At 53.4% G+C, this 23,682-nt stretch carries 18 protein-coding genes; 15 read left to right on the top strand and 3 right to left on the bottom strand.

The genetic code is table 11. The features are described 5' to 3' along the window. The first annotated feature begins 158 nt into the window (after window positions 1–158). From HUN04_14820 to HUN04_14800, 5 genes are all read left to right on the top strand, one after another. Complete coding sequence (locus tag HUN04_14820; protein ID WDP90897.1) at window positions 159–1,190, top strand: VPLPA-CTERM sorting domain-containing protein; 1,032 nt, start codon at window positions 159–161, stop codon at window positions 1,188–1,190. Window positions 1,191–1,464: 274 nt separating this feature from the next. Further along, the gene (locus HUN04_14815; GenBank protein WDP90896.1) at window positions 1,465–3,882 is read left to right on the top strand and encodes a tetratricopeptide repeat protein; all 2,418 of its coding nucleotides are present in this window, start codon (window positions 1,465–1,467) and stop codon (window positions 3,880–3,882) included. Between the two features lie 15 nt (window positions 3,883–3,897). Next, complete coding sequence (locus HUN04_14810; GenBank protein ID WDP90895.1) at window positions 3,898–5,001, top strand: UDP-N-acetylglucosamine 2-epimerase; 1,104 nt, start codon at window positions 3,898–3,900, stop codon at window positions 4,999–5,001. Window positions 5,002–5,157: 156 nt separating this feature from the next. Beyond that, the gene (locus tag HUN04_14805; protein ID WDP90894.1) at window positions 5,158–6,321 is read left to right on the top strand and encodes an efflux RND transporter periplasmic adaptor subunit; all 1,164 of its coding nucleotides are present in this window, start codon (window positions 5,158–5,160) and stop codon (window positions 6,319–6,321) included. Beyond that, a complete protein-coding gene (locus HUN04_14800) occupies window positions 6,318–9,584 on the top strand; it encodes an efflux RND transporter permease subunit (protein ID WDP90893.1) in 3,267 nt (1,088 codons plus the stop codon). The genes HUN04_14805 and HUN04_14800 overlap by 4 nt, the downstream gene beginning before the upstream one ends. A gap of 61 nt (window positions 9,585–9,645) precedes the next feature. Here HUN04_14800 and HUN04_14795 read toward each other — a convergent pair whose 3' ends face one another. Then, a complete protein-coding gene (locus tag HUN04_14795; GenBank protein ID WDP90892.1) occupies window positions 9,646–11,067 on the bottom strand; it encodes a sigma-54-dependent Fis family transcriptional regulator in 1,422 nt (473 codons plus the stop codon). Further along, on the bottom strand, window positions 11,060–13,492 hold the full coding sequence (locus HUN04_14790; protein WDP90891.1) for a DUF3365 domain-containing protein: 2,433 nt from the start codon (window positions 13,490–13,492) through the stop codon (window positions 11,060–11,062). The genes HUN04_14795 and HUN04_14790 overlap by 8 nt, the downstream gene beginning before the upstream one ends. Window positions 13,493–13,833: 341 nt before the next feature. Between HUN04_14790 and HUN04_14785 the strand changes: the two genes are divergently transcribed. After that, window positions 13,834–15,396, top strand: a complete 1,563-nt coding sequence (locus HUN04_14785) for a diguanylate cyclase (protein WDP90890.1) — start codon at window positions 13,834–13,836, stop codon at window positions 15,394–15,396. A gap of 39 nt (window positions 15,397–15,435) precedes the next feature. On the opposite strand, the gene HUN04_14780 is transcribed toward HUN04_14785, so the two are convergent. Further along, entirely contained in the window at window positions 15,436–16,119 is a 684-nt protein-coding gene (locus HUN04_14780) for a nitroreductase (protein WDP90889.1), read from the bottom strand. Window positions 16,120–16,330: 211 nt separating this feature from the next. Here HUN04_14780 and HUN04_14775 point away from each other — a divergent pair, with 211 nt between their 5' ends. From HUN04_14775 to HUN04_14735, 9 genes are all read left to right on the top strand, one after another. Next, a complete protein-coding gene (locus HUN04_14775; protein WDP90888.1) occupies window positions 16,331–17,809 on the top strand; it encodes a glutamate--tRNA ligase in 1,479 nt (492 codons plus the stop codon). Window positions 17,810–17,920: 111 nt separating this feature from the next. After that, complete coding sequence (locus HUN04_14770; protein WDP90887.1) at window positions 17,921–18,748, top strand: hypothetical protein; 828 nt, start codon at window positions 17,921–17,923, stop codon at window positions 18,746–18,748. Window positions 18,749–18,766: 18 nt separating this feature from the next. After that, window positions 18,767–19,258 carry a hypothetical protein gene (locus HUN04_14765; GenBank protein WDP90886.1) on the top strand — a complete coding sequence of 164 codons (492 nt, stop codon included), beginning with the start codon at window positions 18,767–18,769 and terminating at the stop codon, window positions 19,256–19,258. Between the two features lie 31 nt (window positions 19,259–19,289). Then, entirely contained in the window at window positions 19,290–19,775 is a 486-nt protein-coding gene (locus tag HUN04_14760) for a hypothetical protein (GenBank protein ID WDP90885.1), read from the top strand. Window positions 19,776–20,245: 470 nt separating this feature from the next. Then, window positions 20,246–20,494: a hypothetical protein gene (locus tag HUN04_14755; protein WDP90884.1), complete on the top strand. Its 249-nt coding sequence runs from the start codon at window positions 20,246–20,248 to the stop codon at window positions 20,492–20,494. 72 nt (window positions 20,495–20,566) lie between these two features. Next, window positions 20,567–21,106, top strand: coding sequence for a hypothetical protein (locus tag HUN04_14750; GenBank protein WDP90883.1), 540 nt, complete (start codon window positions 20,567–20,569; stop codon window positions 21,104–21,106). A 471-nt stretch (window positions 21,107–21,577) separates the two neighbouring features. Beyond that, window positions 21,578–22,360 carry a hypothetical protein gene (locus tag HUN04_14745; GenBank protein ID WDP90882.1) on the top strand — a complete coding sequence of 261 codons (783 nt, stop codon included), beginning with the start codon at window positions 21,578–21,580 and terminating at the stop codon, window positions 22,358–22,360. Between the two features lie 2 nt (window positions 22,361–22,362). Further along, window positions 22,363–22,851: a hypothetical protein gene (locus HUN04_14740; protein ID WDP90881.1), complete on the top strand. Its 489-nt coding sequence runs from the start codon at window positions 22,363–22,365 to the stop codon at window positions 22,849–22,851. Next, entirely contained in the window at window positions 22,848–23,255 is a 408-nt protein-coding gene (locus tag HUN04_14735) for a hypothetical protein (GenBank protein WDP90880.1), read from the top strand. The genes HUN04_14740 and HUN04_14735 overlap by 4 nt, the downstream gene beginning before the upstream one ends. The last annotated feature ends 427 nt before the right edge of the window (window positions 23,256–23,682 follow it).

Here is a 23,682-nt window from a genome sequence, read left to right as displayed (position 1 = left end):
CCGGTGCCCGGATCCTGTCGGCTTCTGGCATGGGGCCTGGCGGCCCTGGCCGGACGAATCCGAGAAAGGAGGTAAGGTTCCTTTAAATAGCGTCATCATCAAAAATACAACATCGTATTAACGATTAACTGACAATCTTAAATTTAAAAGGTGAATAAATGAAACGATTTTTAAAACTCACTATGGCCATCACATCATTTTTAGTCATCATGGGGTTGGCCGTTACCGCCGGGGCCTCTTCAGCCTTTTTCGACACCTCCGCGGCAACCGCCGGAACTTATGTCGCAAATGATATAATCTCAAATCAATATTTTGGCGGCTATGATGTATCAGGGGCTACGGTTTACGGCTGGGCAAACAACACTTTAAAAATCATGAATAAAAACAACGGGGCAGTAATTTCCGACCTTGGCACCCCCGACAATTACACCGGCTATAACAGCTTTGTCAGGCTGGACCCCACCGGGACTTCCTCATGGGTGGGCTTTACAGTTGAGGGCAACGTAGACGACCGGATTTACCAGGTGGACCATGCCACAGGCACCTGGACCCAGATGGCAACCATGGCCGGCAACTTTGATATGGATTTTTCCAACGGCAATGCCTATGTATCAGGCCTGAACAGCACCGACTGGTCAGATCCCACCTCCATCTGGCGCCTTGACACCTCCGGCGCCGACAACCACGATAAAATCGTTGAAATGAGCGGGAACTCCGCCGGCCTGGCCTTTGATGCGGCCGGCAATGCCTATTATGCATCATACGACGGCGGGGGGCTTTACCGCTGGGCTGCCGCAGACATCGCCGGTGCAGCCGGCGCCGGCAACCTGAACTATACCGATGGTACCAAGCTGACCGACCTGGAACTTGGCGCCTATGATGTTGACGTGGACGATGCCGGCAATGTGATCTTTAACGGCAATGGCGGATATTCTTTCACAGCGGTCTGGAACGGCACCGAAGGCGACGGCACCAACTATGATTACATCGGTATCGGTCCTGGGTCGCACTGGTTCTCTTTCATCGATTCGGAAGGTGATGTCACCAAAGACGGCAGCCTTTACCAGGCGGATTTCTACAACAATGGTATTGCCGAAGCAAAACCGGTTCCCGTTCCGGCGGCGGTATGGCTGCTGGGCACCGGCCTGGCCGCACTTGCCGGCATCCGGCGGAAAGCGGTTAGATTCTAATTCAGCACAATTTCAGCAAACATTTCAAAGGCCCGGTGAAATCCGGGCCTTTGAACCGCTGCCTGCCGGGCGCATCCCCCTGGCCGCCCCTTTCCTAACGCCCTTTTCCAACAGCAAAAAAAGTCAAAAAAAAGACAAAAAAAGTCAAGCTTATCACCTTGCCTTTTCCCAGGCGAAATGGTCTTATCAGGCCACTGTTTTGCTCAAAATCAACGGGCGGCCAGGGTGGATAAGGCTTTTCTCCCGGCGTCTGCCGCCACTCAAGGAGGATATAATGAAATCCGCAACAGCAAAAGCCCTGGCCGGTTTAGTGATCCTGGTCCTGCTGGCCCAGGTCCTCGGCTGCGCCAGCCCGGAAGATAAAAAACTCAAGTTCATGGATAAAGGGGACAGGCTGTTCAGCCAGAGGGACTATTCAAGGGCCCGCCTGGAATACCGGAACGTCCTGCAGATTGATCCGAAATTTGCCAAAGGCTATGCCGCCCTGGGAAAGACCCAGCTTAAACTCAAGCAGTTCAAAAAGGCCTACGCCTCATTTAGCAAAGCCGTTGAACTGGCACCGAACGACCTTTCAACCCGGATTGAACTGGGGAAAATGCTGCTGGCCGGCAGGGCCTCGGACAGGGCCATGGCCCAGGCAGAAGCCGTTCTGGCGGCAGATCCGGAACACCTGGACGGAAATCTGCTAAAGGTATCCGCCCACTATATGAAAAAAGAATTTGCCCAAGGGGATGAGCTCCTCAACACCTTGTATCATTCAGGCCGCCTGAGCCCGGATCTTTATATGCTGCTGGCCACCTCGGCCAAGCGGCAGAAAAATGCCGGAAAAAGGGATACATACCTGAAGGAAGGCCTGGAAAAATATCCGGACAACGTCGATCTTATTCTTTTGGCCGTGCAAAGAGATGCAGGCAAAAAAGACTGGGGGCGGGTTATTGAAGGGTTTGAGCGGGTGATCACATTGAAACCGGACACCCTCAGGTATCGTATCAGCCTGGCCAAGGTCCTCCTGGCCCGGCAGAAAACCGATAGGCTCCAGGAAGTGCTGGATGAGGCACTGGAAAGGAGCAAGGAAAACCCGGAAACCCGGCTTGCCATCGCCCGATTCTGGATTTCCGCCCGGAAACCTGGGCAGGCCGTCAAACTGCTGGAAAACGGGATTGCCCTTGATCCGGAAAATTTCGACTTCCGGCTCGCCCTGGCAGATATCCATGCGGGCACAAGGCAAATAAAAAAGGCTGAAGGCGGCCTGAGAAACGCCCTGAAACTGAACCCTGATCCGGCCCACCCCCAAATCATTAAAACAAAGGTGGCCCTGGCCAGACTATTGTTGACCACCTCACGGCCGGACCAGGGCGAAACCTTGATTGAGCAGGTCCTCAAAGAGGATCCCAAAAACGTGGATGCCCATTTTATCAAAGGCCGGATTCACCTGGGCAAAAAAAACGGACTCAATGCCGTATCCGAATTCCGGACCGTCGTGGAAAAACGCCCATCTTCGGTGAAAGCCCATCTGAACCTTGCCTCGGCACACATGATCTGCAGGGAGCCCGACCTGGCCATGGAAGTCCTCAAGGCCGCCCACAAGGCCATGCCAAGGGAGAATGAACTCCTGAACGCCCTTGCCCGCCTGAACATTATAAAAAAAGATTATCCGGCAACCGAAGCCAACCTGAAACAAGCCATTGAAAACCAACCAGAGACCCCAGGCCCCAGGATTGCCTTGGGAGATTTCTATACGGCCTCCCGGGATTTCGACAAGGCCCTTGTTCAATATCGGAAGGCAAGGGAGAAAGCCCCCGCCAACGCAATGGCTTATCTTAAAGCGGCCTCCGTCCTCGGAGCCCAGAAAAAAACCAAAGAAGCCATGGATGAACTGAAGATCGGCTATGCCGAAAATCCCAATGCCGCACTCATTGTCGCCAACATGGTCAGGGGCTATATGGCCCTGAAAAAACCGGATCTAGCGGAATCGCTTTGCCGGGAACGCCTGGAGAAAGCCCCCAAGGAAGCATTTACCTGGAACCTGCTGGGCAATGTGCTGCTTACCGGAAAAAAGTCAGACCAGGCCATGGCTGCCTATGAAAAGGCTGCGGCGTACAAGCCCCTGTGGGATACCCCCTACGACAATATGGCCCGGGTATACCTGGCCCGGGGAGAAAAAGAGGCCGCGGTGAAACGATTTAAGGCCGCTTTGACTAAAAACCCCAAAAATATGGGGGCCTGGATGGTATTGGGCAGTATCTACACCCGGGATAAAAACTATGCCGCTGCGGCCCGAACCTATGAACAGGCCTTTGAAAACAATCCACGGCTCTGGGCCGCGGCCAACAACTTTGCCTTCACCCAGAGCGAACTGACCCATGACCCGAAAAAACTGGGCAAAGCCATGGAGTACGCCCAAAAGGCCCTGGCCCTCAACCCCGGATCCGGCGTGGTTCTGGATACCCTGGGATGGATTCAATATAAACTCGGGGAAACGGAACAGGCCAGGAATAATGTGGCCCAAGCCCTGGAACAGATGCCGGACAGCCCCATCCTCAATTACCATATGGGCATGATCCTTGACCGCCTGGGACACGAACTTGAGGCCAGAAGCCACCTGGAAAAAAGCCTGGCATCGGGGAAAAATTTTCCCGGGGCAGGCCAGGCGGAAAGCCGGCTGAAAGACATTGATACCCAGGCAAGCTGATCCGGAGGCCGGAATATGACCACGGTGCTTCTTTCCGGGACAGGATCCGATTTTATACTATTGGCCCCCCTTGCAAGGGCCTTTAACGCCTGTTCCGGACTCTCCTGCAAAATCGTATACACCGGCCGATATGATGACAGCTATATCGGCCGTCCTCTGTTTGACGAAATGGGCATGGGCGAACCGGATTTTATTCTCAATGCCCAAGATCTGCCCTGCGCCCATCACCTGTCAGACACCATGGGAGTATTTGAAAACCTTTACCGAAGACTTCGTCCCGCCCTTGTATTTGTCGCCGGCGACGGCGATGCGGCGCTGGCTTCGGCGCTTACCGCAGCAAAACAGGGAATACGTGTGGCACATACCGAAGCCGGCATGCGCTGCCATGATAAAAACGCCCCAGGGGAAATCAACCGCTTGGTCATTGATACGGTGACCGATATTTTTTTCGTAACCGAGTCCCAGGCCATGGTCAATCTGAAAAAAGAGGGAAAGCCGGGAGGGGCCATACATTTTGTGGGGAATGTTCTTGTGGACAGTCTCTATTACCGGCTGGGGAGGCTTGACAGCCTGCCCCGTAAAAAATTCAGCAGCACCCGGTTTAAATCAAAACATAAGGAATACGCCGTGGCCGCCGTGGCCAGCCGATCCCTCACGGATGATCCGGCCAGACTCTCCTGCATAATGGATATTCTGGGCTGTATTGCAAAACGAATCCCTCTGGCGGTGCCAATTATGCCGGGTATCCAGAAAAAACTTGACGCCTTTGGCATCCGCCCGGCATCTGAACTTTTTTTTCTGCCGGGCCTATCCCATATGGCCTTCTTAGACCTATGGAAAGATGCCCGCCTGGTCATCACGGATTCAGGCCGCCTGCAGGAAGAAACCACCATTCTCGGCATCCCCTGCCTCACCCTGGGCGATCTCACAGACCGTTCCGCCACTGTTTCCAAAGGCACCAATGAACTGGTGGGCATTTCACCGGAAAAAGCCATGAACTGCCTGGATCAAATTCTAGCCGGCAGATGGAAACAGGGTACCCGCCCCGAATTCTGGGACGGCCGTGCCGCCCAACGCATTGTGGAACTGATCATGATCAAGGAATTTCATCTCAATTAGCGCAGGACACTTTTTAACATTTTATCCCTATACATAAAAATTATCCTGTTATAGGATCGAATTTCATAAAATTGCCCGGTGACATGAATATGTCAGGAAAGCCACCTGATATTAGACTGTTACATTCGTTCGATTGATTTTATAAGAGGATTTTCCATGGATACCCCAAATACAACCGTCAAGCAAAAAACCCCCCCCCTGCGCCGCCTGCTCAGATTCATCTGGAGAAGCATGCCTTTTTTCATTGTGCTGCTGGTTATCGCCCTTGTGATTCTGCCCCTGATGAACAGAATCAATGCCCAGAAGGCGGAACTGGCTGAAAAGCAGGCCTCCCGGGCCAGGACGGAACGGACCCCGACCAATGTGGTGACAATGGAAATGCTTCCCGGGCCGGTGGTGGAAAAAATCAGCCTGCCCGGGGTGGCCAGGCCGTGGATTTCCCTGACGGTGATGTCCGAAGTCAAGGGCAAAATCGTGGACAAACGGGTGGAAGAAGGGGCCCGGGTGGCCAAGGGGGATGTCCTGGCCGTCATCGATACCCGGGATTACCGCCACAATTACGAATCCGCCCTGGCCTCCTTTGAAACCGCCCTGACCAACCAGAAACGGTTCAAGGCCCTGTCCAAAAAGCAGTTCATCACCCAGTCCCAGCTGGACGACGCCGAGGCCCGGGTCAAAACCACCCGGGCGGCCATGGACCTGGCCAAGCTGAACATGGAACGGTGTACCATCCGTTCCCCCATGGCCGGGGTGGTGGACCGGGTCCATGTGGAATACGGGGATTTTCTGGATGCGGGCAAGCCCGTGGCCGTGATTCTGGACATGGACCGGCTCAAGGTGGAAGTGGGCATCCCCGAATCCGACGTGGCCGCCGTGCGAAAACTCAAAACCTTTGAAATGCGCTTCGACGCCCTGGGGGGGAAGGCGGTCACCGGCACCTATAACTACCTGTACAAAACAACGGATTCCCTGGCCCGGCTCTACAACCTTGAAATCCGGGTGGAGAATCCGGAACTGGAGATCCTTCCGGATATGTTCGCCCGGGTGGATATCGTAAAAAACCGGGCCGACAACGGCCTGGCCGTGCCCATCTATTCCCTGGTGACCCGGGAAAAAAAGACCGGGGTCTTTGTAGAATCGGAAGGCCGGGTCTCCTTTCGCCCGGTGGCCACGGGATTCCAGGACGGCTGGCGGATTTTGGCGGCCCGGGGCCTTGCCCCGGGAGACCATGTGGTGGTGGTGGGACACCGCCTCATCGAAGACGGGGAAAAGGTCAATGTCACCCGCACCGTTAAGCAGATGGAGGAACTGGTCCAATGATCCTCTCCGATACCGCGGTCAAAAACCGGATTTCCGTGCTGGTGCTGGTGGTGATCATTGTGGTCATCGGGCTCTACGCCTATAAGGTGCTGCCCCGGGAAAGCTCGCCGGACATCACCATCCCCTATGTATTTGTCCAGACCGATTACCGTGGGGTCTCCGCTTCGGACATCGAAACCGCCATCACCATCAAAATCGAAAAAAAGCTCAAGGGCCTGGACAAGGTGAAAAACATCTCCTCTGTCTCCTCCCAGGGGCTCTCCCAGATCAATATTGAATTTCTGCCGGGAACCGACATTGACGAGGTGCTCACAAAGGTCAAGGACAAGGTGGACGAGGCCAAGAACGACCTGCCCACGGACCTGGAAAACGACCCTTCGGTATTTGAGGTGAATTTCTCGGAAATGCCCATCGTGGTCTATTCCCTGGCCGGGGACGCCGGCCCCAAGCTCCTCAAAAAAATCGCCGACGACCTTAAGGACGATATCGAGGCTGTGCCCGGTGTCCTTGAGGTGGAGATCACCGGCGGACAGGAGCGGGAGATCCGGGTGGAGGTGGACACGGACAAGCTGGCCTATTACCGGATTCCCATCACCGCCCTGCAAAGCGCCGTGGCCAGGGAAAACCAGAACACCTCGGGCGGGGCCATCACCCTGGGGGACGGCCGGTACCAGCTCAAGGTGCCCGGGGAATTCGATACCCCCGAAGAGATTCTCTCCCTGGTGGTGGCTACCCACGACGGACGGCCCATCTATCTCAAGGATGTGGCCCGCGTACTGGACGGGATAAAAGAGGAAACCTCACGGTCCCGGCTCAACGGGGTGAATGCCATCAATATCTCGGTTAAAAAACGGGTGGGGGAAAACATCATCTTCATTTCCGACAAGATCGATGCCATTGTCCAGGAGGCCTCCGGGCACTTTCCCAGGGGCACCACCATCACCAAGCTCATGAACCAGTCCAAGGAGATCCGGGCCATGGTGGCGGACCTGGAGAACAATATCATTTCCGGGCTCATCCTGGTGGTGGTGGTTCTCTTTGTGGCCCTGGGCGTCCGCAATGCCTTTCTGGTGGGGCTGGCCATCCCCTTTTCCATGTTCCTCTCCTTTGCCGTGCTCCAGGCCCTGGGGATCACCCTGAACATGGTGGTCCTCTTCTCCCTGACCCTGGCCCTGGGCATGCTGGTGGACAATGCCATCGTCATCATAGAAAACATCTTCCGCTACATGCAGCAGGGGGTGCCCCGGCTGGAGGCGGCCATGCGGGCCACCGGCGAAGTGGCCTGGCCGGTGATCGGCTCCACTCTCACCACCCTGGCCGCCTTTTTCCCCATGATCTTCTGGCCCGGCATCATGGGGGAATTCATGTCCTACCTGCCCGTCACCCTCATCGTGACCCTCAGCTCATCCCTCTTCGTGGCCCTGGTCATCAACCCGGCCATGTGCGCCTTTTTCATGAAGGTCAGCGGAGACCGGCCCCGGCTTTCGGCGGAAGAAATCGAATCCAAGGGAGAACAGCCCATTGAAATACGGGGATTTTTCCTGAAAACCTATGAACTCATCCTGGTCCAGTCCCTGAAGCACAAGTTTACCGTGCTCCTGGCCTCCTTTGCCGTCCTGGTATTGTTATGGCAGGTCTGGATGCTGCGCATCGGCATTGAAAAGCCGGTGGAATTCTTTCCCGCCATCGATCCCCGGTCCGCCTATGTGAACATCGACGTACCCGAAGGGGCGGACCTGGAATATATCGACAGGACCGTAAAACAAGTGGAACAGGCCATTGCCGGCCTTCCCCATGGGGACTACCGGGAGGCCATGGTCCTCCAGGAACATGAACGCGCCGACGGCTCTGTCTTCATGGCCCCCTCGGATATCAACAATATCGAGCATATCTTCACCCGGACCGTCCAGAACGCCGGGGCCTCGGTATTCGACCAGAACCTGCCCAACCACATCGGGATCCAGTTCATCGATTTTGAAGAGAGGACCAGCCCCACCAAGGCGGACCTGGAGGAGATCCGCAGGCGGGTGGCCGAGATTCCGGGTGTGAAGATCACCGTGGACGAACTCAAGGAGGGCCCGCCCACCGGTCCCCCCGTCAATATTGAAATCTCCGGGGAAAGCTTCACAGTGCTGGCCCGGCTGGCCGAACAGATCAAGCAGATCGTGGGCAGCGTCCCCCATGTCAAGGATATCCGGGACGACTACCAGGGCGGGCTGCCCTCGGTCCAGGTAAAAATCGACCGGCAGCGGGCGGCGCTGTTCGGCCTGACCACCTCGGCCATCGGCTCGGCCCTGAAAACTGCATACAACGGCCTGGATGTCTCCACCTATTACGAGGGGGACGAGGACTACGACATCACCGTCACCCTGGCCGAATCCGACCGCAAGGTGGCGGATATCCTCCACAAGCTCATGATCCCGGCCCCCACCGGGGAGATCGTTCCGCTCACCACCCTGGCCGCCATTGAGTACAAGGGGACCCTGGGGGATATTGTCCGGAAAAACCACGAGCGGGTGGTCACGGTCCAGGCCAATGTGGATGAGACAAAGACCTCCGGCGCCGTGGCCCGCCTCCAGGTCATGGAGTTGATGAAGGAACTGGACCTGCCCCCGGGATACCGGTACAAGTTCACCGGGGAGGACGAGGAACAGCAGGAAGCCCAGAAATTCCTCTCCAAGGCCTTTGTCATCGCCCTGTTTTTGATCTTCCTCATCCTGGTCACCCTCTTCAACTCCGTGGTCCAGCCGGGCATCATCCTGACCTCGGTGATCCTCTCCCTGGGCGGGGCCTTCTGGGGCCTGGCCGTCATCGACTCCCCCTTCGGAGTGATCATGACCGGGGTGGGCATCATTTCCCTGGCCGGGGTGGTGGTCAACAACGCCATCGTCCTCATCGACTATACCAATAAGCTGCGGGATGCGGGGATGGGGGTGGAGGATGCAGTGATCTCCGCCGGAGCCACCCGGCTGCGTCCGGTGCTGCTCACCGCCGTCACCACTATTTTAGGGCTGCTGCCCATGGTCACCGGGGTCTCCTACGACTTCCATGTCATGGCCATGTCATGGACCTCGGAATCCAGCCAGTGGTGGCGGTCCATGGCCATCGTGGTCATCTTCGGCCTGCTCATCGCCACCATCCTCACCCTGGTGGTGGTCCCCACCCTCTACGCCCTGATTGAATCGGTGAAAACAGGGCTGGCCAAGGGCTACCGCCGGACCCGGACATTTTTCATGGGGCCTGCGGAGTCCGATCTCCAATAGAATTCGCCCGGTAGGCCCATCGGACTTACCGGGCGTTAAAAAACACAATGCACCCCCGGCCTCAGCTTTTCCGGAATTGGGCCATATCCATGCCCAGGCGCTTGACGATTTTCTGGATGGAGGCCCGTTCCAGGCCGCTGAGCCGGGAGGCCTCGGAAATATTGCCCCGGGTCCGGGTGAACATCCGGGAGAGGTAGTCCCGGCAGAAAAGATCCATGGCCTCCTTCTTGGCCGCCTTGTAGGAAACAGGCCGGTCCGACGGTTCGCCCGCAGCCGGAAAACCTGCCATATCCCCGTCCACCACCCGGATCAGGGCCGGATTGATGGCCCTGCCGTTGGAAAAAACGGCCAGGCGGCGGACATAGTTGAGCAGTTCCCTGACATTGCCCGGCCAGGGCTGCCGGGCCAGGTGGGCCATGGCCGCCGGGTGGATTTCCATGGGGGCCAGGTTCATCTCCCCGCAGGTCCGGTCCAGAAACCGGCGCACCAGCAAAGGGATATCTTCGGACCGCTCCCTCAGGGGCGGCATGGTCACTGACAGGACGTTGAGACGGTAATAGAGGTCCTGGCGGAAGCTGCCGTCCTTTATCTTTTCTTCAAGGTTCTGGTTGGTCAGGGCGATGATCCGCACATCCGTGGGTTTTGATACCGAGGACCCTACGGGCTTTACCTCCTTGTCCTGGAGGAATTTGAGCAGCTTGGCCTGGATGGGCAGGGAAATATCCCCGATTTCATCCAGTATCAATGTGCCCTTGTCCGCGGCCAGGAAAAATCCGTCCCGGTTCCGCTCGGCCCCGGTAAAGGCCCCCTTTACATGGCCGAAGAGCTCGCTTTCCAGGAGCTGGTCCGGGATGGCCGGGCAGTTCAGGGCATGGCAGGCGGCATCCTTCCGGGGGGAAAGCCGGTGGATCTCCCGGGCGGCGAACTCCTTGCCCGCGCCGGATTCCCCCGTGATGAGCACCGTGTAATCGGTGACGGCCATGGCGGCCAGCCGCTCCTGGAGGTGTTTCATGACGGGGCTCTGCCATTGGGGGGCCCTGTCCGTCTTGCCCATGGCCGCCACCAGGGCCTGGAGCCGCTTGTTTTCCCTGGCCAGGCCGTAATGCTGCACCGCCTTTTCAACGGTGTGGATCAGGGTCTGCTTTTCCACGGGTTTGGTAATGAAATCCCAGGCCCCGGCCTTCAGGGCCTGGACCGCCGCTTCCACCGTGGCATAGCCGGTGATCATGACGGCACAGAGACCGGGATTGAGGGCCAGGGCCTCTTCCAGCAGGTCATGGCCTGAGAGCCCGGGCATGCGCAGGTCGGAGAGCAGCACCCCCACCTCTTTTTCCCTCGCCTTTTCTTTCATAAGGGCCAGGGCCTCTTCACCGCTGCCGGCCCCAAGGATATCTGTCGTTTCAAAGGCTTTTTTCAGCTGGCGGATCACCCCACGTAAGAAATCGGGGTCGTCATCCACCACCAGAATGGAAAATTCATCCATTGTTCATATCCCCTTCACGGCTTTGGCCTGCTGCCGGAAAAAATACATTAAACCGGGTGTTAGGACGGTTGTCCACCTCAATCCGCCCCCCCAGTTCATTGACAAAACCGTAGATCACCGACAGTCCCAGGCCGGTGCCCTTGCCAACGGCCTTGGTGGTGAAAAACGGATCAAAAATCCGGTCCAGATGGTCATCCTCAATGCCGGAACCGTTATCCTCAATGACCAGACAGACCTCGCCGGCGCCCCTGCGCTCCGTGGATAAGGAAATCCTGTCCCCCTCTTCCTGGAGGGCATCCAAGGCATTGAGCCAGAGATTGGTCAGGATCTGCTCGGCCACGGCCGCATCACAATTTATCCGGGGCAGATCCGTTGCCAGATCGGCGGTCATCCGGATCTGCCTGTTTTTAGCCTGGGCCCTGAACACCTCCATCTCGGACCGGACCACCTCGTTGATATCGCAGGAACCGGAGAGTTTCTTTTTAGGCCGGGCCAGATTGAGCAGGTTCCGGACCACCTTTTTGGCGGAGCGGGTATGCTTGAGGATGATGTCCAGGTCCTGGAGGGTTTCGGGGTCTTCAGTGCCATCTTTGACCAGGTCGGCATAAACCTGGATCACCCCCAGGGGGTTGTTGATTTCATGGGCGATGCCGGCGGCCATTTTGCCCACGGCGGAGAGCCGCTCGGCCTGGTGCATCCGATCCAGCATCTCTTTTTCCTGGGTGATGTCCCGGGCATAAAGCACCATTTTCATTCCTGTCTTTCCGGCCTGTTCCAGGGGATAGAGGTCGATATCAAAATACCGGTTGTCCGGCAGCCGGATTTCATGGCTCACCGGCCGGCCGGTGGTGGCCACCTGGGTGAGAATGCTTTTGCCAGCGCACCCCTCCGGGCAGAGAAGCTGTGCCAGAATCCCTTCCCGGTCCCCCTTTTTGTCCCGGTCAAAGAGAAGGCGGCAGCCGTCATTGGCAATGATGATGCGGCAGCCCCGGTCAATGAGCATCAGGGGATCTGAAATCCCGTTGAACACCGACTGAAGCATATCGTGCTGGAATCTTATATTGGAAAAGGCATGGATGTTCTCAATGAGGATGGCCAGCTGCTGGCCCAGGGCCAGAAGGATATCCGGATCCAGGTCGCCGGGATCGGGCTGCGCCTCCCAGATGAGGTTGAGAATACCCCAGTGGGCCTCCGGGGATTTCACCGGTATGAAAAGCTGCCTGTCCAGCAGAAGGGTTTCATCCTTCCATAGCAGTTCCTCAACTTCCGGGGAAAGGGGGGAAATGGCATCTGAGGCCTTCCAGGCATAGTAATTCTTTGAGGCCACGGTGCAGTGGTAAACGGCCTGGGCCGCCCCATACCGTTCTCCAACGCTTTTAAGCAGATTCATAATCAGCTGGCGGTCCTCCCCGGACCGGCCGAAGTCGGAGAGCAGATTCACAAAGAGCCGGGCATCCCCCAGGTGTTTTGTGGCCTTAAGATCCAGTGCCAGGGTTCGTTCCTTCACCCGCCGCTCCAGGTTCTGGGCATGATCCTGGAGGTCCTTCCGGGCGCCGGCCAGGCAGACGGCCAGTTCCTCCACCCCCTCCACCAGGCCTTCGATTTCACCCTTTTGCCCCAGCCGCTCAATAATGGGCAGCTCCTCTTCTCCTGAGAACCGGGTTTTAAAGACATCGGAGAGTTTGTGGAGATTTTTCATCACCAGGCGGTCGAAAAAGAGGCTGATGAGGGCGGCAAAAAAAAGAATGCCAAGGACATAGAGGCTCAGGTACTGGTAGGTCAGTTCCAGGGCCGGGCTCTTGATCATATCCACGGGGAATCCGGCCACCACCACCCCGCCCACTTCCCCCACCTCATAGTGGAATCCGGCGGTGCCGCCGTAAATATCGATGAGTTCATGGGGGGCGTCTTTGGGGGTACCGTGGCACTGCATGCATGAGGCCTTGAAGGTCACCGGCCGGGCCACCAGATGGTACTCCCTGCCGTCGACCTCGGTGGTATCTTCCCAGAATACCGTATTCCTGTATTTTCGGAATTTTTCAATGAGCCCGCTTTCAAAGGCGTCCGGAGTCGAGGCCGGGTTCCTGGGGTTACGGGCCACCCGGCGGTAATGGTAGTCCGAGGCATCCTTTACATTGAGCCGGGCCATGACCTGGCGGGAAATATAGGAAGAGGACATGGCCTTGAGGACGAACCGCCCCTGGGGCAGGGTGTCGAACATCTCCGGCCGGAGTACGGTTTTCACATAATCCTGGACCGCATCGGACTGGGCCAGCAGCATCCTGGACCGCTGGCTGATCTCCGATTCCATGATGGAATTGTAGTGGAAATACATGATCACGCCGATACAGACGCCCAGGGTAAAGGCAAAAAGCACCAGTCCTGATATGAATTTCAGCCTGAGGCTGAAGGTGTTGGCCGCCATTGGGTCTCCTTAAATTCTTATGCCATAAAATAGAGAATCCTCAATGAAATTGCAAGCAGCCCGGGGGCTGCCGTATCAACACCGGTATCCATCAAGGTCAAATTTATTTACACGCCTTTGTGTTCCTGCTAAAATTCATAAAAATTCATTCTTTATATTTTAGGGCATGGATAACCTATGGTTAAACTTCATCACAGCATTGCCCTCCTGATTTGTATCTTTTTAGTAAGCGGGTGCGCCACGGATGCGTCCAAAAAAACATTTCCCCGGGCTGAAAAAGGCATTCTTGACCTGAGGGAATGGAACCTTGAACAACAGGGCCCCATCCGTCTGGACGGGGAATGGGCCTTTTCTGGAACAAACTTCTGGCCCCCAAAGATCCCCATAACGGCTCAACCTTCATGGAGATTCCCGGCGTCTGGAACAAGGGGCGGGGAAAGGATGCCTCATTTCCTGCGAAGGGTTTCGCCACCTTCCGCCTGCAAGTGCATTTAAATGACACCAAGGGAATTTTCGCGGTGAGGATGAAGGAAGTATTCACGGCCTACCGGCTCTGGATCGATGACAGGGAGATCTTTTCCTGCGGCAGGGTGGGAAAGACGGCTGAAGATGCCATCCCCAGGTCAGAATCCCATGCCGCCGTTTTCACGGTTGAGCACCCCCAGTTCGATATTCTGCTCCAGGTATCGAATTTTCACTATAAGGACGGCGGGATAAACGATGCCATAGAATTTGGCACCGCGGCACAGATTCAGAAAAAAAGGGAAACATCCCTGATCGAAGACTATCTCCTTTTCGGCAGCCTTCTGATCATGTCAATCTACCATTTCGGCTTATTCGGATTGCGGAGAGAAGACCTCACGCCGCTGCTTTTCGGCGTATTCTGCCTGATCATGGCATCCCGGATCCTGGTGGCCAACGACATCTATTTTACCACCCTGTTTCCGGCGGCCGGCTGGCATATCCGGATGAAAATAATCGTGCTGGGCTATTACCTGGGCCTGCCTGTATTTGTCACATTTATCAACCAATTGTACCAGCAGGTCTTTCACAGGCCGGTTATCATGGGAATCCAGGCCCTGGGAACCGGGGCCAGCCTCATGGTGCTGGTGACAGGGCCCTCATTCTATCCCCATACCGAAATCTATTACCAGACGTTTATCATTTTTTCAGCGCTGTACGTAATCTTCGGGCTGATAAGGGCCATGAACAAGGGGATGGAGGGGGCAAAATGGATTTTATTAGGGTTTCTGGCCCTTTTTGCCACCGTGGTCAACGATATCCTTTATGACCAGCATGTGGGATTTTTCAATAAATATCAGAATCTGTTGCCCTTTGGCCTGTTCATATTCATCTTTTCCCAGTCCTATATTCTCTCCGTCCGTTTTTCAAATGCTTTTAAGATCGCCAGCATAGACCACCTCTGCCAGGTGTTTAACCGCCGGCGGTTCATGGAACTGGCTGAATATGAGCGTCTCAGGTTTGAACGGTCCGGGGCACCGCTCTGCCTGCTTTCTTTTGATGCAGACCATTTTAAGGCCGTCAACGACACCTACGGGCACGACACCGGCGACCGGGCACTGAAAACACTGGCAAAAACAGTCAAAGCCAATATCAGAAAACAGGATGTATTCGGCCGGATGGGCGGAGAGGAGTTCTCCCTGCTTCTCCCTGAAACAAGCATAGACCTGGCCGTACAGATTGCAGAGCGCCTCCGGCATAAAATTAAAACCACCCCGGTTCCGGTGAAGAAAACCCAGATCTATATTACGGTGAGTATCGGCACGGCAATAATGACGCAACCGCTCAAGGTGGAGGATTTATTAAAAAACGCCGATCTTGCACTCTATCAGGCCAAGGAAAACGGCCGGGATCAGGTCTCCGTCTGGGATGGTAAAAATTAAACCGCCTTCAGATGACGCGCCGGGCACCGGCGGGGATTCTCAGTGGTCGAAACCGCACCAGGTGACCACCTCGTCTATGGATTCCCGCGGGCTTTCCACATGGTTTGCAGGAAAGGTCCAGTCCGGATATCCGATGGCAATGGCGGCCATCAGCCGTTTATCCTCGGGTATTTTCCCCTGGCTTCGGACCACGTCGGCATAGGTGATGCCCTGGTTTTCAATGCAGGTGTGCAGCCCGAACTCAAGGGCGGCCAGGCAGATATTCTGCATCACCGCCCCCACATCCAGGAAACTGCCCTCCAGGGGCAGGCTCTTATCCGCCGTAATAATAACAGCGGCCGGGGCGTCAAAATACCGGAATCCCCGCTCCATCCACCGGGCCCGCATGGCTTTGTCCTCCCGGGCGATCTCCATCAGCGAAAAAAGCTGTTTGGCGATCTCCACCTGCCGTCGCCGGTAGACGCTGCCTTTGGGACGCTCCACGAGGATATGGTGCATCTCCTGGGGCGGCATTTCAAAATTCCGCAATTTTTCAAGGTTCCCGCTGCGCACCCGGTCCAGCACCTCCCCGGAGAGGACATAAAATTCCCAGGGCTGGGTGTTTTCCGATGACGGGGCCCGGACAGCCGTTTCCAGTATCTTTCTCAGTGTTGCTTTGGAAACGGGATCGGGCTTGAATTTTCTGATGCTTTTCCGCGAATTGATGGCCTCCAGAATCTCCATTGCATCTCCTTTTGAAATGGGGGTCAATATTGGCTGTTAACCCTACTGTATAATAATGGGAAAGAGAAGGGCCAATACCAGAATCTTCATCATAAATGCTTATGGGGTCAGCCCCGGTGGGCCCCGGCACGGCCCGAACAGACCGGACGCTTGATATGGAGGACCGCTTGGGGTATGGTGCCATCCATATTTAACCAGGAAGGAGTCGATCATGGAAAACCAGGTTGTTGTCAGATTTGCCCCCAGCCCCACGGGTTACCTTCACATCGGCGGTGCCAGGACCGCCATATTCAACTGGCTCTATGCCAGGCAAACCCAGGGGAAATTTATCCTGAGAATCGAGGATACGGATGCGGAGCGCTCCACCAAAGATTCCATCCAGGGCATCATTGACGGCTTGAAATGGCTGGGGCTGGACTGGGACGAGGGCCCCAACTTCCAGAGCAGCGCCATAAAAGACCACCTGGCAGCGGCAGAGCAGCTGGTTGCATCGGGCCACGCCTACAAATGCTTCTGCACAAAGGAAGAGCTGGACCGGAAACGAGAGGCGGCCGTGGCCGCCAAACAGACCTATGTTTACGACGGGGCCTGCCGGGAACTGAGCCAGGACCGGGCCGCGGAAAAGGAGGCCCGGGGGCTGCCCTTTACCATCCGGCTGAAGGTGCCCCGGGACGGCGGCAGCCTGGTGTTTAAGGATGCGGTATACGGCCGGGTGGAAAAACGGTTCCAGGACCTGGAGGACTTCATTATTGTCCGGTCCAACGGCACCCCTCTGTACATTCTGTCCAATGCCGTGGATGATATCCGCGACAGGGTCACCCATATCATCCGGGGCCAGGACGGCCTGGCCAATACCCCCAAGCAGATCCTCCTCTACAAGGCCCTTGGGGCGCCGCTGCCGGTGTTTGCCCATATGTCCCTGACCCTGGATCCCAAAAAGGCAAAAATCTCCAAGCGCCGCCACGGCGAACTGGTGGCCATCCACCATTACAGAAACCAGGGATTTCTGCCCTGGGCCTTTGTGAATTTCCTCGTCCTCCTGGGCTGGGCCACCCCGGATTCACGGGAGATTTTCTCCAGGGACGAACTGATCGCGGCATTTTCCCTGGACGGCATCAGCCGGGCCAATTCCGTTTTCAATATCCGTCCGGGGGAGACCCGGTTCGCCACAGACCCCAAAGCCCTGAACATCAATGCCCACCACCTGAGGACCATGGATCTGGAGGCATTGTCAGATGCCGTCAAACCCTTCCTCCAAACAGAGGGCTTGTGGGACAGCGCCTATGAAGGCCAGGGGAAAGAACGATTTTTGGAAACCCTGGACCTGCTCCGCCAGCGCTTCCACCTGCTCACGGATTTCGCATCCATCGGCAGGGCCTGGTTTTCTGATGATTTTGAAATGGACCCCAAAGGCAAAGAAAAACACCTGACCGCCCATGCGCAGCTCCATGCCCCCCTGGCGGAACTGGGGCATAAAATACTGGCCATGGACAATTACACGGAAAAGGAGGTGGAAACCCTGCTCCGGGACACCCTGAAAACCCTAGATGTAAAGCCCGGTATCCTGATGAACGCCCTGCGCATGGTCCTGACCGGCCAGCCCAAAGGGCCGGATTTCATGAAAAGTTTGATGGTCATGGGCCGCAAACGGACGGGCGAACGGCTGGTAAACTTAGGGAATCCATGCTGAACAGTCAGATTGCCAAAGCAATATCCCCCTTGCATTCCGTATAGGAATCGGGATAATCATAAAGGTGATTTCCAATTTAGTGCCAACCTGTCCAACAAATGAAGGAGCGCAATGAATCGAATAAAGAATACCAGGTGGAAACACGCAATTACCGTGGCATCATTCCTGATCGTAATCAGCCTGCCATGTCTGCTCATGGCCCAGGACACCCCCACTCCGGAAAGCCTCTCTCTCAAAGGGCCGCGCATTCTGACAATCCCCAATACGGCGGATTATTCAATCGTCGTTTTCAATGCCGATAAAAAAAGCAAAGAAAACACTGAGGTGTTACTTTACCTGCCCAAAAACCTTAAGATTATTGGTGCAACACACAAGGGAACATTAACCCCTCCAAAAGGGGACCGCCCAACGACCATTACCTGGCCGCTGGGGAGCATCGCCCCAGGCAAACAAATTAAAATAAAATTCAGGGTGCAGGCGACAAAAAGAGGAAACGCATTGATTGATGCGACCTGTGTCGATTCAACCCAAACCACGCCCATAAAGGTTAGCACGACCACCATGATTATCGGCGTGCCGAATATCCAGATGAGTTGTTTTGATACAGAGGATCCTGTTGCTGTCGGGAAAAATACGACCTACGTACTTGAAATACAAAATGCCGGCTCTTCACCCGGCACCAATATAAAAATTGATTACCAGATCCCGGAACAGATGACATTCGTATCAGCGAATATCCCGCCAGGGCTTAAATACACCTCAGAGGGAAATCTGGTTAAGTTTTCACACTACCCCATTCTCGAGGCGGGCAAAAAAATCACCTATCGAATTGTATGCAAAGTGATCGATGAGGGTTCGGCAAAAAGCAAGGCCACCCTCACATATGACCAGAGTGAAAAACCGATGTTTGAGGAAGAAACAACATCCTGCTTCCGGTGATATGTAAAAAGGGGAGAGATGGCTGAAACCGTCCATGAATTTGAATACAGGCTCCAGGCTTGGGCCGTGCTTTTTATCGGCAGCGCCCTGGTCATGTTCGGCCTGATATTTGTATTTATGGCCGCGGTGAATACCACCGGAATAAGCAGCGACCTGATGACGCTTGACCCGGTCCAGGCTGGAATATTTTACTGGGGACTGGCAGCCCTGTTTTTTTTCAGTGCCGGGGCGCTGGCATGGATGGGAATCTGCCAGAAAAAAGCCGGCCGGGTCATCAGAATTTCCAAGGACGGCTTAAGCCTTCCCAGACGTCCCCTGTCCTCAAAAATCATCACCATCCCCCTGGACGATCTGATCCGGGCTGAGGTGGTTTCAAACCGGGGGATCGCTTTTATCAGTGTCCGGCACAGGCTGGGAACGCTGGCCATACCTGAGGGCCAGGTGGCCTCAAAGGCGGATTTCAAACAAATTTTTGAATTGATTTCCTCCCACTGCCCGGATCGCCCCTGAATCAGCCCCAGCAAGGAGAGCAATGGCTTCCATGGAAAGACTGACAGAAATTGTCGACAAACTGGGCATCGGGATTGACACCCCCTGGATCGTCTCTGCTCTGCCTTCAGCCATGGGGGCCCGGGCAGGACAGCAGCTCAATGAAATGACCGTCTACGCAGAAAGACTGTCAAACCTGAGCATGCCGCCTGACGGAGAGCAGGCGCTTGACGATGCGCTGCGGGCAATCGGAAACCCCATGGACAATGACGCCTCCTTCCAAGGCCGCAAAGGGGGATGCGGCGTATTGACCCGGGCAGGCTGGTTTAATGCCAACCCGGCCCTTGTCTTCTTTGCCCGAAACGAAACAAAAAACATGGAAGCCACCATCATGGCGCTGGCCAAGGAAGGCTGGATCAGCCAGAAAACAGCCCCCAAAGCCGTATTAAGATTTAAAAAAGCCCTGATCCGCCAAGGGATCGAATTCATTGCAACCCCGATACTTCCCCTGACCCGGATTGAGCTGCTTGACCACTGACAACACCTTCAACGCCTATGCAAGGAACGCAGCCGCCGAAAAATGGGCCGGGGCATTGCCGGCTGCAGTAATAACATTCTGATCGATAAGGGCTGTCGGGTCATCGACGTAATGAGATTGTCCAACGTAAACTGTTGAGTTGCCTGTCATGAAATTCGTCTTGTTCATCAGTTTCATAAAACCCGTGATCGCGTACTCAAAGAAGGGGGAAACCAGGTTTTTAAATGCCTGGTGAATTTCAGAGGATCATTAGAGTTCCGCTGGTGCAAGGTATCAAGGGTCGCAGACGGAATCATGATAACAGTGGAAGGCTTGGGAAGTATACAAGCGATTGAAAAATTCTAATAAAGGAGCCAACTATTTCGGCAGATCCTGCAGATCAAAATAATCATTTTTCCATATTTTCCAGTAGGTTCACTATTTCATGCTCGGCAATCTTTGCCGATTTCCATCATTCAAAGGAGAACTTTATGGCTATTATCAATTGTGCAGAATGCACCAGAAAAATTTCATCCAAAGCGACCTCTTGCCCTCATTGCGGAAACCCGGTAAATCAACAACCGACTGTCACTGTCGCCAAGAAATCCGGTGGTAAATGGGAAGCGGCCGGCTTCTTTCTGATCATAATCGGGCTCTTTCTCTGCTTCAAACTCTTAAACGCCGGCTTAACACTGATGTTTTTAGGGCTGGGGGTCTTTATTGTCGGCAGATTTAAATAACTGAAAAGGCCGTTTTGTACCTGATAAAAACTTCGGGGGCTCAACCCTGCCCGATCCTTAAGGAGTGTTTCCATGAACATCAAGCATTCTGTACTGACAATTTCTTTTTTCTTATTCCTCATTGCCGCCGTTTCAACGGCAGAAGCCGGGAGCGCACGATGGAAAACATCTGTCTCTGTAGATGAGATGACAGGTAAAACAAGTGCATATGCGTTTTCTCCCAGTGTCGGCCCCACAAAATCAATGAACTGGCCGTACCATACCGTAAAGGCATGGTTAGGAGTAGGCTGCGATGGAAAAAGCGAATGGGTGTATATCGGCTTTTCCGAAGCCCCGAATCTTTCCATTAGAGGTACGGAAGAAGGATACTATGTATTTGGGACGCGAGTTAAATGGGATAGCATCATCGAAAATGAAACTTTAACGCAAGGGTGGGGTGAGAATTTTATCCATTTCGAAGGAGACCGCTTCGCAATATCAAAAATAGAAAGCGGCAACTCCGTATTGGTAGAGCTGCCTTGGCACGGCAACGGCAAAGTGTATTTTAAATTCCCCCTAAACGGTTCATCGGCGGCCCTTAAATCCATGCGGGATAAGGTCAAAACCCCATGAGCGAGCTCCACATACCAACGCTAAGACGTGCGGCCCGAAAGTACCTCCGGGAAACAGGTCATGTCCCTAAAGGAATCATGGACTATATAATAAAGGATTGGGAAATTGACCTGGCCGCCTTCAAGGATCCCGAGTAGGCCCGCGACCTCTGGCGTAATTTGCTCATACTTTTTCTCCTGAACCCGAAAGCCTATGAAGACGCCTGCGACCAAATAAAACATATAGTTGATAACCACACCACAGATCCTGACGATCACATCCCGGACATAGTGGCATGACTCAGCAACGCCCGGATCCACCCGGCTATAGGCAAAAAGGGTTCGGCACAACTAAAAATATGGGGTAGCTATGTTGACCTTCCAAGTATTATTTACTATCTTTATCAAAACTATTTTGAATGACAATAATGGCGGATAGGAGTCACTTTCATAAATTTTTCTGTTTATCTAATTTCGAATCTAAAGGCACAAAATGAAATCAGGTATCTTTAATAAAATGTATATAGCGAATGTTGCATTTTCCATTCAACATGCACCGCACATAGATATAGAACGAGAGCTTGTTCGTTTCGAAGATGGACTTAAGAACCTGTTTGAGGAAGCGGGACAACTCACGAGGGTACCCCGTAATGCAGACCCTCAAATTCCAAGGTTTGTTTTTCAGAATAATTCAGGAAAAAGGTTAGAGATATCCCCTGTACGTTCTGTCCTCTCATTTAATTTCAAAAACATAGGCATAGATAAAGCATGCAGTCTTTTTAAAAAAAATGTAACGGATTTCTTTGCTTTTTTGAAAAAACAACCATGGCTGAAACTCGACGGGTTTAATTCTTATATAATTATCAACATGCCACTCAAGGACAAAACCCACAATATGTTGGAGGAAATAAAAAATCAGTTTATTAATTTCCAGGCTGAAGGACAGCTATTAAAAACGGCAGTATCAATTAAAGTTAAAAAAGAAAATCATAATTTTGAATATGTAATCGGAGAGTACAGTGAAATTAAACATGATATCAAAATAGATAAACAGAACATGTCTCCGAACCCACAGAAAGAGCTTTACATTAAACTCTCAAATGATAGCGGGACTCTTCTGGAGAAAGGCCTACGGCTTTCCATTATTGTAGAAGACATATTTAATTTCGAAGAAACTGAAAGCCCGGATATCAAAGCGTCTTTTGATTGCCATGTCAAAGACGTTATAAATGAGGTACAAATTGCTCCGCAAAAAATCATTTTTGAGAGGGAGTAATAATGGGGTCTAAAGTAACAGATCTGCCCAAGGTTGAAGGCTGGGATTATCTATATCCAGCTAATGAGCCGTCTCAAAGGAGATATCAAAGAGTAACTTCTGATCATCCTGTATCTGAAATAATAATTCACGATAATTCTTCCGATGTCCTTTTGATGATGGAACATTTTGATAGGGGAATCGGGAGGATAAGCGAACAACTGCATAAGCATGATAAAAAGGGGACAAAAGAAAGAAAGCTTTTGATGGATAAAATTGACTCTCTTGAAAAAGAAAATGCCTACTACAGGAGACAAATGACATCCATTTATTCCCCAGAAAAACTCCAAACTCGTTCTACATTAATATGTGTAGTATTTCTGTTTTTTCTATGTTTGAGTATTTTCTTTGATATTCAAATAGTCCACCCAATTTTATCAAGCACAGTGTCTTTTACCAGCTTTGTATTCCTTTTGATGTCATTTTTGATAAAGAAAGAAAAAAGTTCATGAAATTTTTTTCCACCGTCCTCGACAAACTATCTTCGCTTTCCGGCATTGAAATTCAAACAAGTGTTTTCTGGATCATACTGATGGGGATGGGTTGCATAACATTGATTATTGTTGTTGGAAAAATTCAAGGAGAAAAGCCCATTATCAGCGAGGTTATCGATTTTTTCAAAGATCTACTGAGCTATACCTATGGAGAAAAAGACGGTAAATTGTTTCAAAAGATGAATTTTGGCCTTTTTACTATTTTAGGGGTCGCTTCGTTGGCCTTTTTAGGGCTATTTTTTTGGGCTTGTCTAAAAAAAACAGAGCTGATGGAAATTTCAATAATTGGTATGATAACGTTTTTTTTAGTTCTATGTGTCATGACGCCACTCTGTATGAAATTCACTCGGCATTTTGGGTAATACAATATAATAAGGTAGCAACGTAGTCCCCAAAAAGTTGCCCTAAAGTCTGGTTGAAGTACGGACATCAAAACAGTTTTGAAATCGGCCTAGAAACGGAGCCCCCCACCCACCGGGTAATCCCACCGGGGACTAACTTATAACATGACTTCCCCTCCCAGTTATCCCCCCCCTGTACATCGTCTGCCGGAAATTGCAACGGTCAATGCAATGGTTGCCCGGACTCTGAATTCAGGCGGCATCCCTTGACGGCCCTAGGCTGATCCCGTATAATCCGAGCAATATTCGATTAAATTTCAATCCGTTCAGGCAATTTGGATACCGCTCCCTCCCAGTAATTTACAGTGTTCTCGCCACACGTTGCTCTCATCTGTTCGACGTTTTTCCAAGGCCCTGAACCGGCAGACGGTCAATGCAGCATACAGGA

The organism is Desulfobacter sp., assembly GCA_028768525.1.
In the GTDB taxonomy this organism is placed as follows: domain Bacteria; phylum Desulfobacterota; class Desulfobacteria; order Desulfobacterales; family Desulfobacteraceae; genus Desulfobacter.
The sequence above is the reverse complement of the archived record's forward strand: the minus strand, read 5'-3'. Positions and strand labels throughout refer to the sequence as shown.

What these genes read in the sequence shown, in the direction of transcription:
- HUN04_14820 (WDP90897.1), top strand. Translation starts at nt 159, where the DNA reads ATGAAACGATTTTTAAAACTCACTATGGCCATCACATCATTTTTAGTC.
- HUN04_14755 (WDP90884.1), top strand. Translation starts at nt 20,246, where the DNA reads ATGGCTATTATCAATTGTGCAGAATGCACCAGAAAAATTTCATCCAAA.
- HUN04_14740 (WDP90881.1), top strand. Translation starts at nt 22,363, where the DNA reads ATGGGGTCTAAAGTAACAGATCTGCCCAAGGTTGAAGGCTGGGATTAT.
- HUN04_14790 (WDP90891.1), bottom strand. Translation starts at nt 13,492, where the DNA reads ATGGCGGCCAACACCTTCAGCCTCAGGCTGAAATTCATATCAGGACTG.
- HUN04_14745 (WDP90882.1), top strand. Translation starts at nt 21,578, where the DNA reads ATGAAATCAGGTATCTTTAATAAAATGTATATAGCGAATGTTGCATTT.
- HUN04_14765 (WDP90886.1), top strand. Translation starts at nt 18,767, where the DNA reads ATGGCTGAAACCGTCCATGAATTTGAATACAGGCTCCAGGCTTGGGCC.
- HUN04_14760 (WDP90885.1), top strand. Translation starts at nt 19,290, where the DNA reads ATGGAAAGACTGACAGAAATTGTCGACAAACTGGGCATCGGGATTGAC.
- HUN04_14780 (WDP90889.1), bottom strand. Translation starts at nt 16,119, where the DNA reads ATGGAGATTCTGGAGGCCATCAATTCGCGGAAAAGCATCAGAAAATTC.
- HUN04_14735 (WDP90880.1), top strand. Translation starts at nt 22,848, where the DNA reads ATGAAATTTTTTTCCACCGTCCTCGACAAACTATCTTCGCTTTCCGGC.
- HUN04_14785 (WDP90890.1), top strand. Translation starts at nt 13,834, where the DNA reads ATGGGCCTTTTCTGGAACAAACTTCTGGCCCCCAAAGATCCCCATAAC.
- HUN04_14750 (WDP90883.1), top strand. Translation starts at nt 20,567, where the DNA reads ATGAACATCAAGCATTCTGTACTGACAATTTCTTTTTTCTTATTCCTC.
- HUN04_14770 (WDP90887.1), top strand. Translation starts at nt 17,921, where the DNA reads ATGAATCGAATAAAGAATACCAGGTGGAAACACGCAATTACCGTGGCA.
- HUN04_14810 (WDP90895.1), top strand. Translation starts at nt 3,898, where the DNA reads ATGACCACGGTGCTTCTTTCCGGGACAGGATCCGATTTTATACTATTG.
- HUN04_14775 (WDP90888.1), top strand. Translation starts at nt 16,331, where the DNA reads ATGGAAAACCAGGTTGTTGTCAGATTTGCCCCCAGCCCCACGGGTTAC.
- HUN04_14795 (WDP90892.1), bottom strand. Translation starts at nt 11,067, where the DNA reads ATGGATGAATTTTCCATTCTGGTGGTGGATGACGACCCCGATTTCTTA.
- HUN04_14800 (WDP90893.1), top strand. Translation starts at nt 6,318, where the DNA reads ATGATCCTCTCCGATACCGCGGTCAAAAACCGGATTTCCGTGCTGGTG.
- HUN04_14805 (WDP90894.1), top strand. Translation starts at nt 5,158, where the DNA reads ATGGATACCCCAAATACAACCGTCAAGCAAAAAACCCCCCCCCTGCGC.
- HUN04_14815 (WDP90896.1), top strand. Translation starts at nt 1,465, where the DNA reads ATGAAATCCGCAACAGCAAAAGCCCTGGCCGGTTTAGTGATCCTGGTC.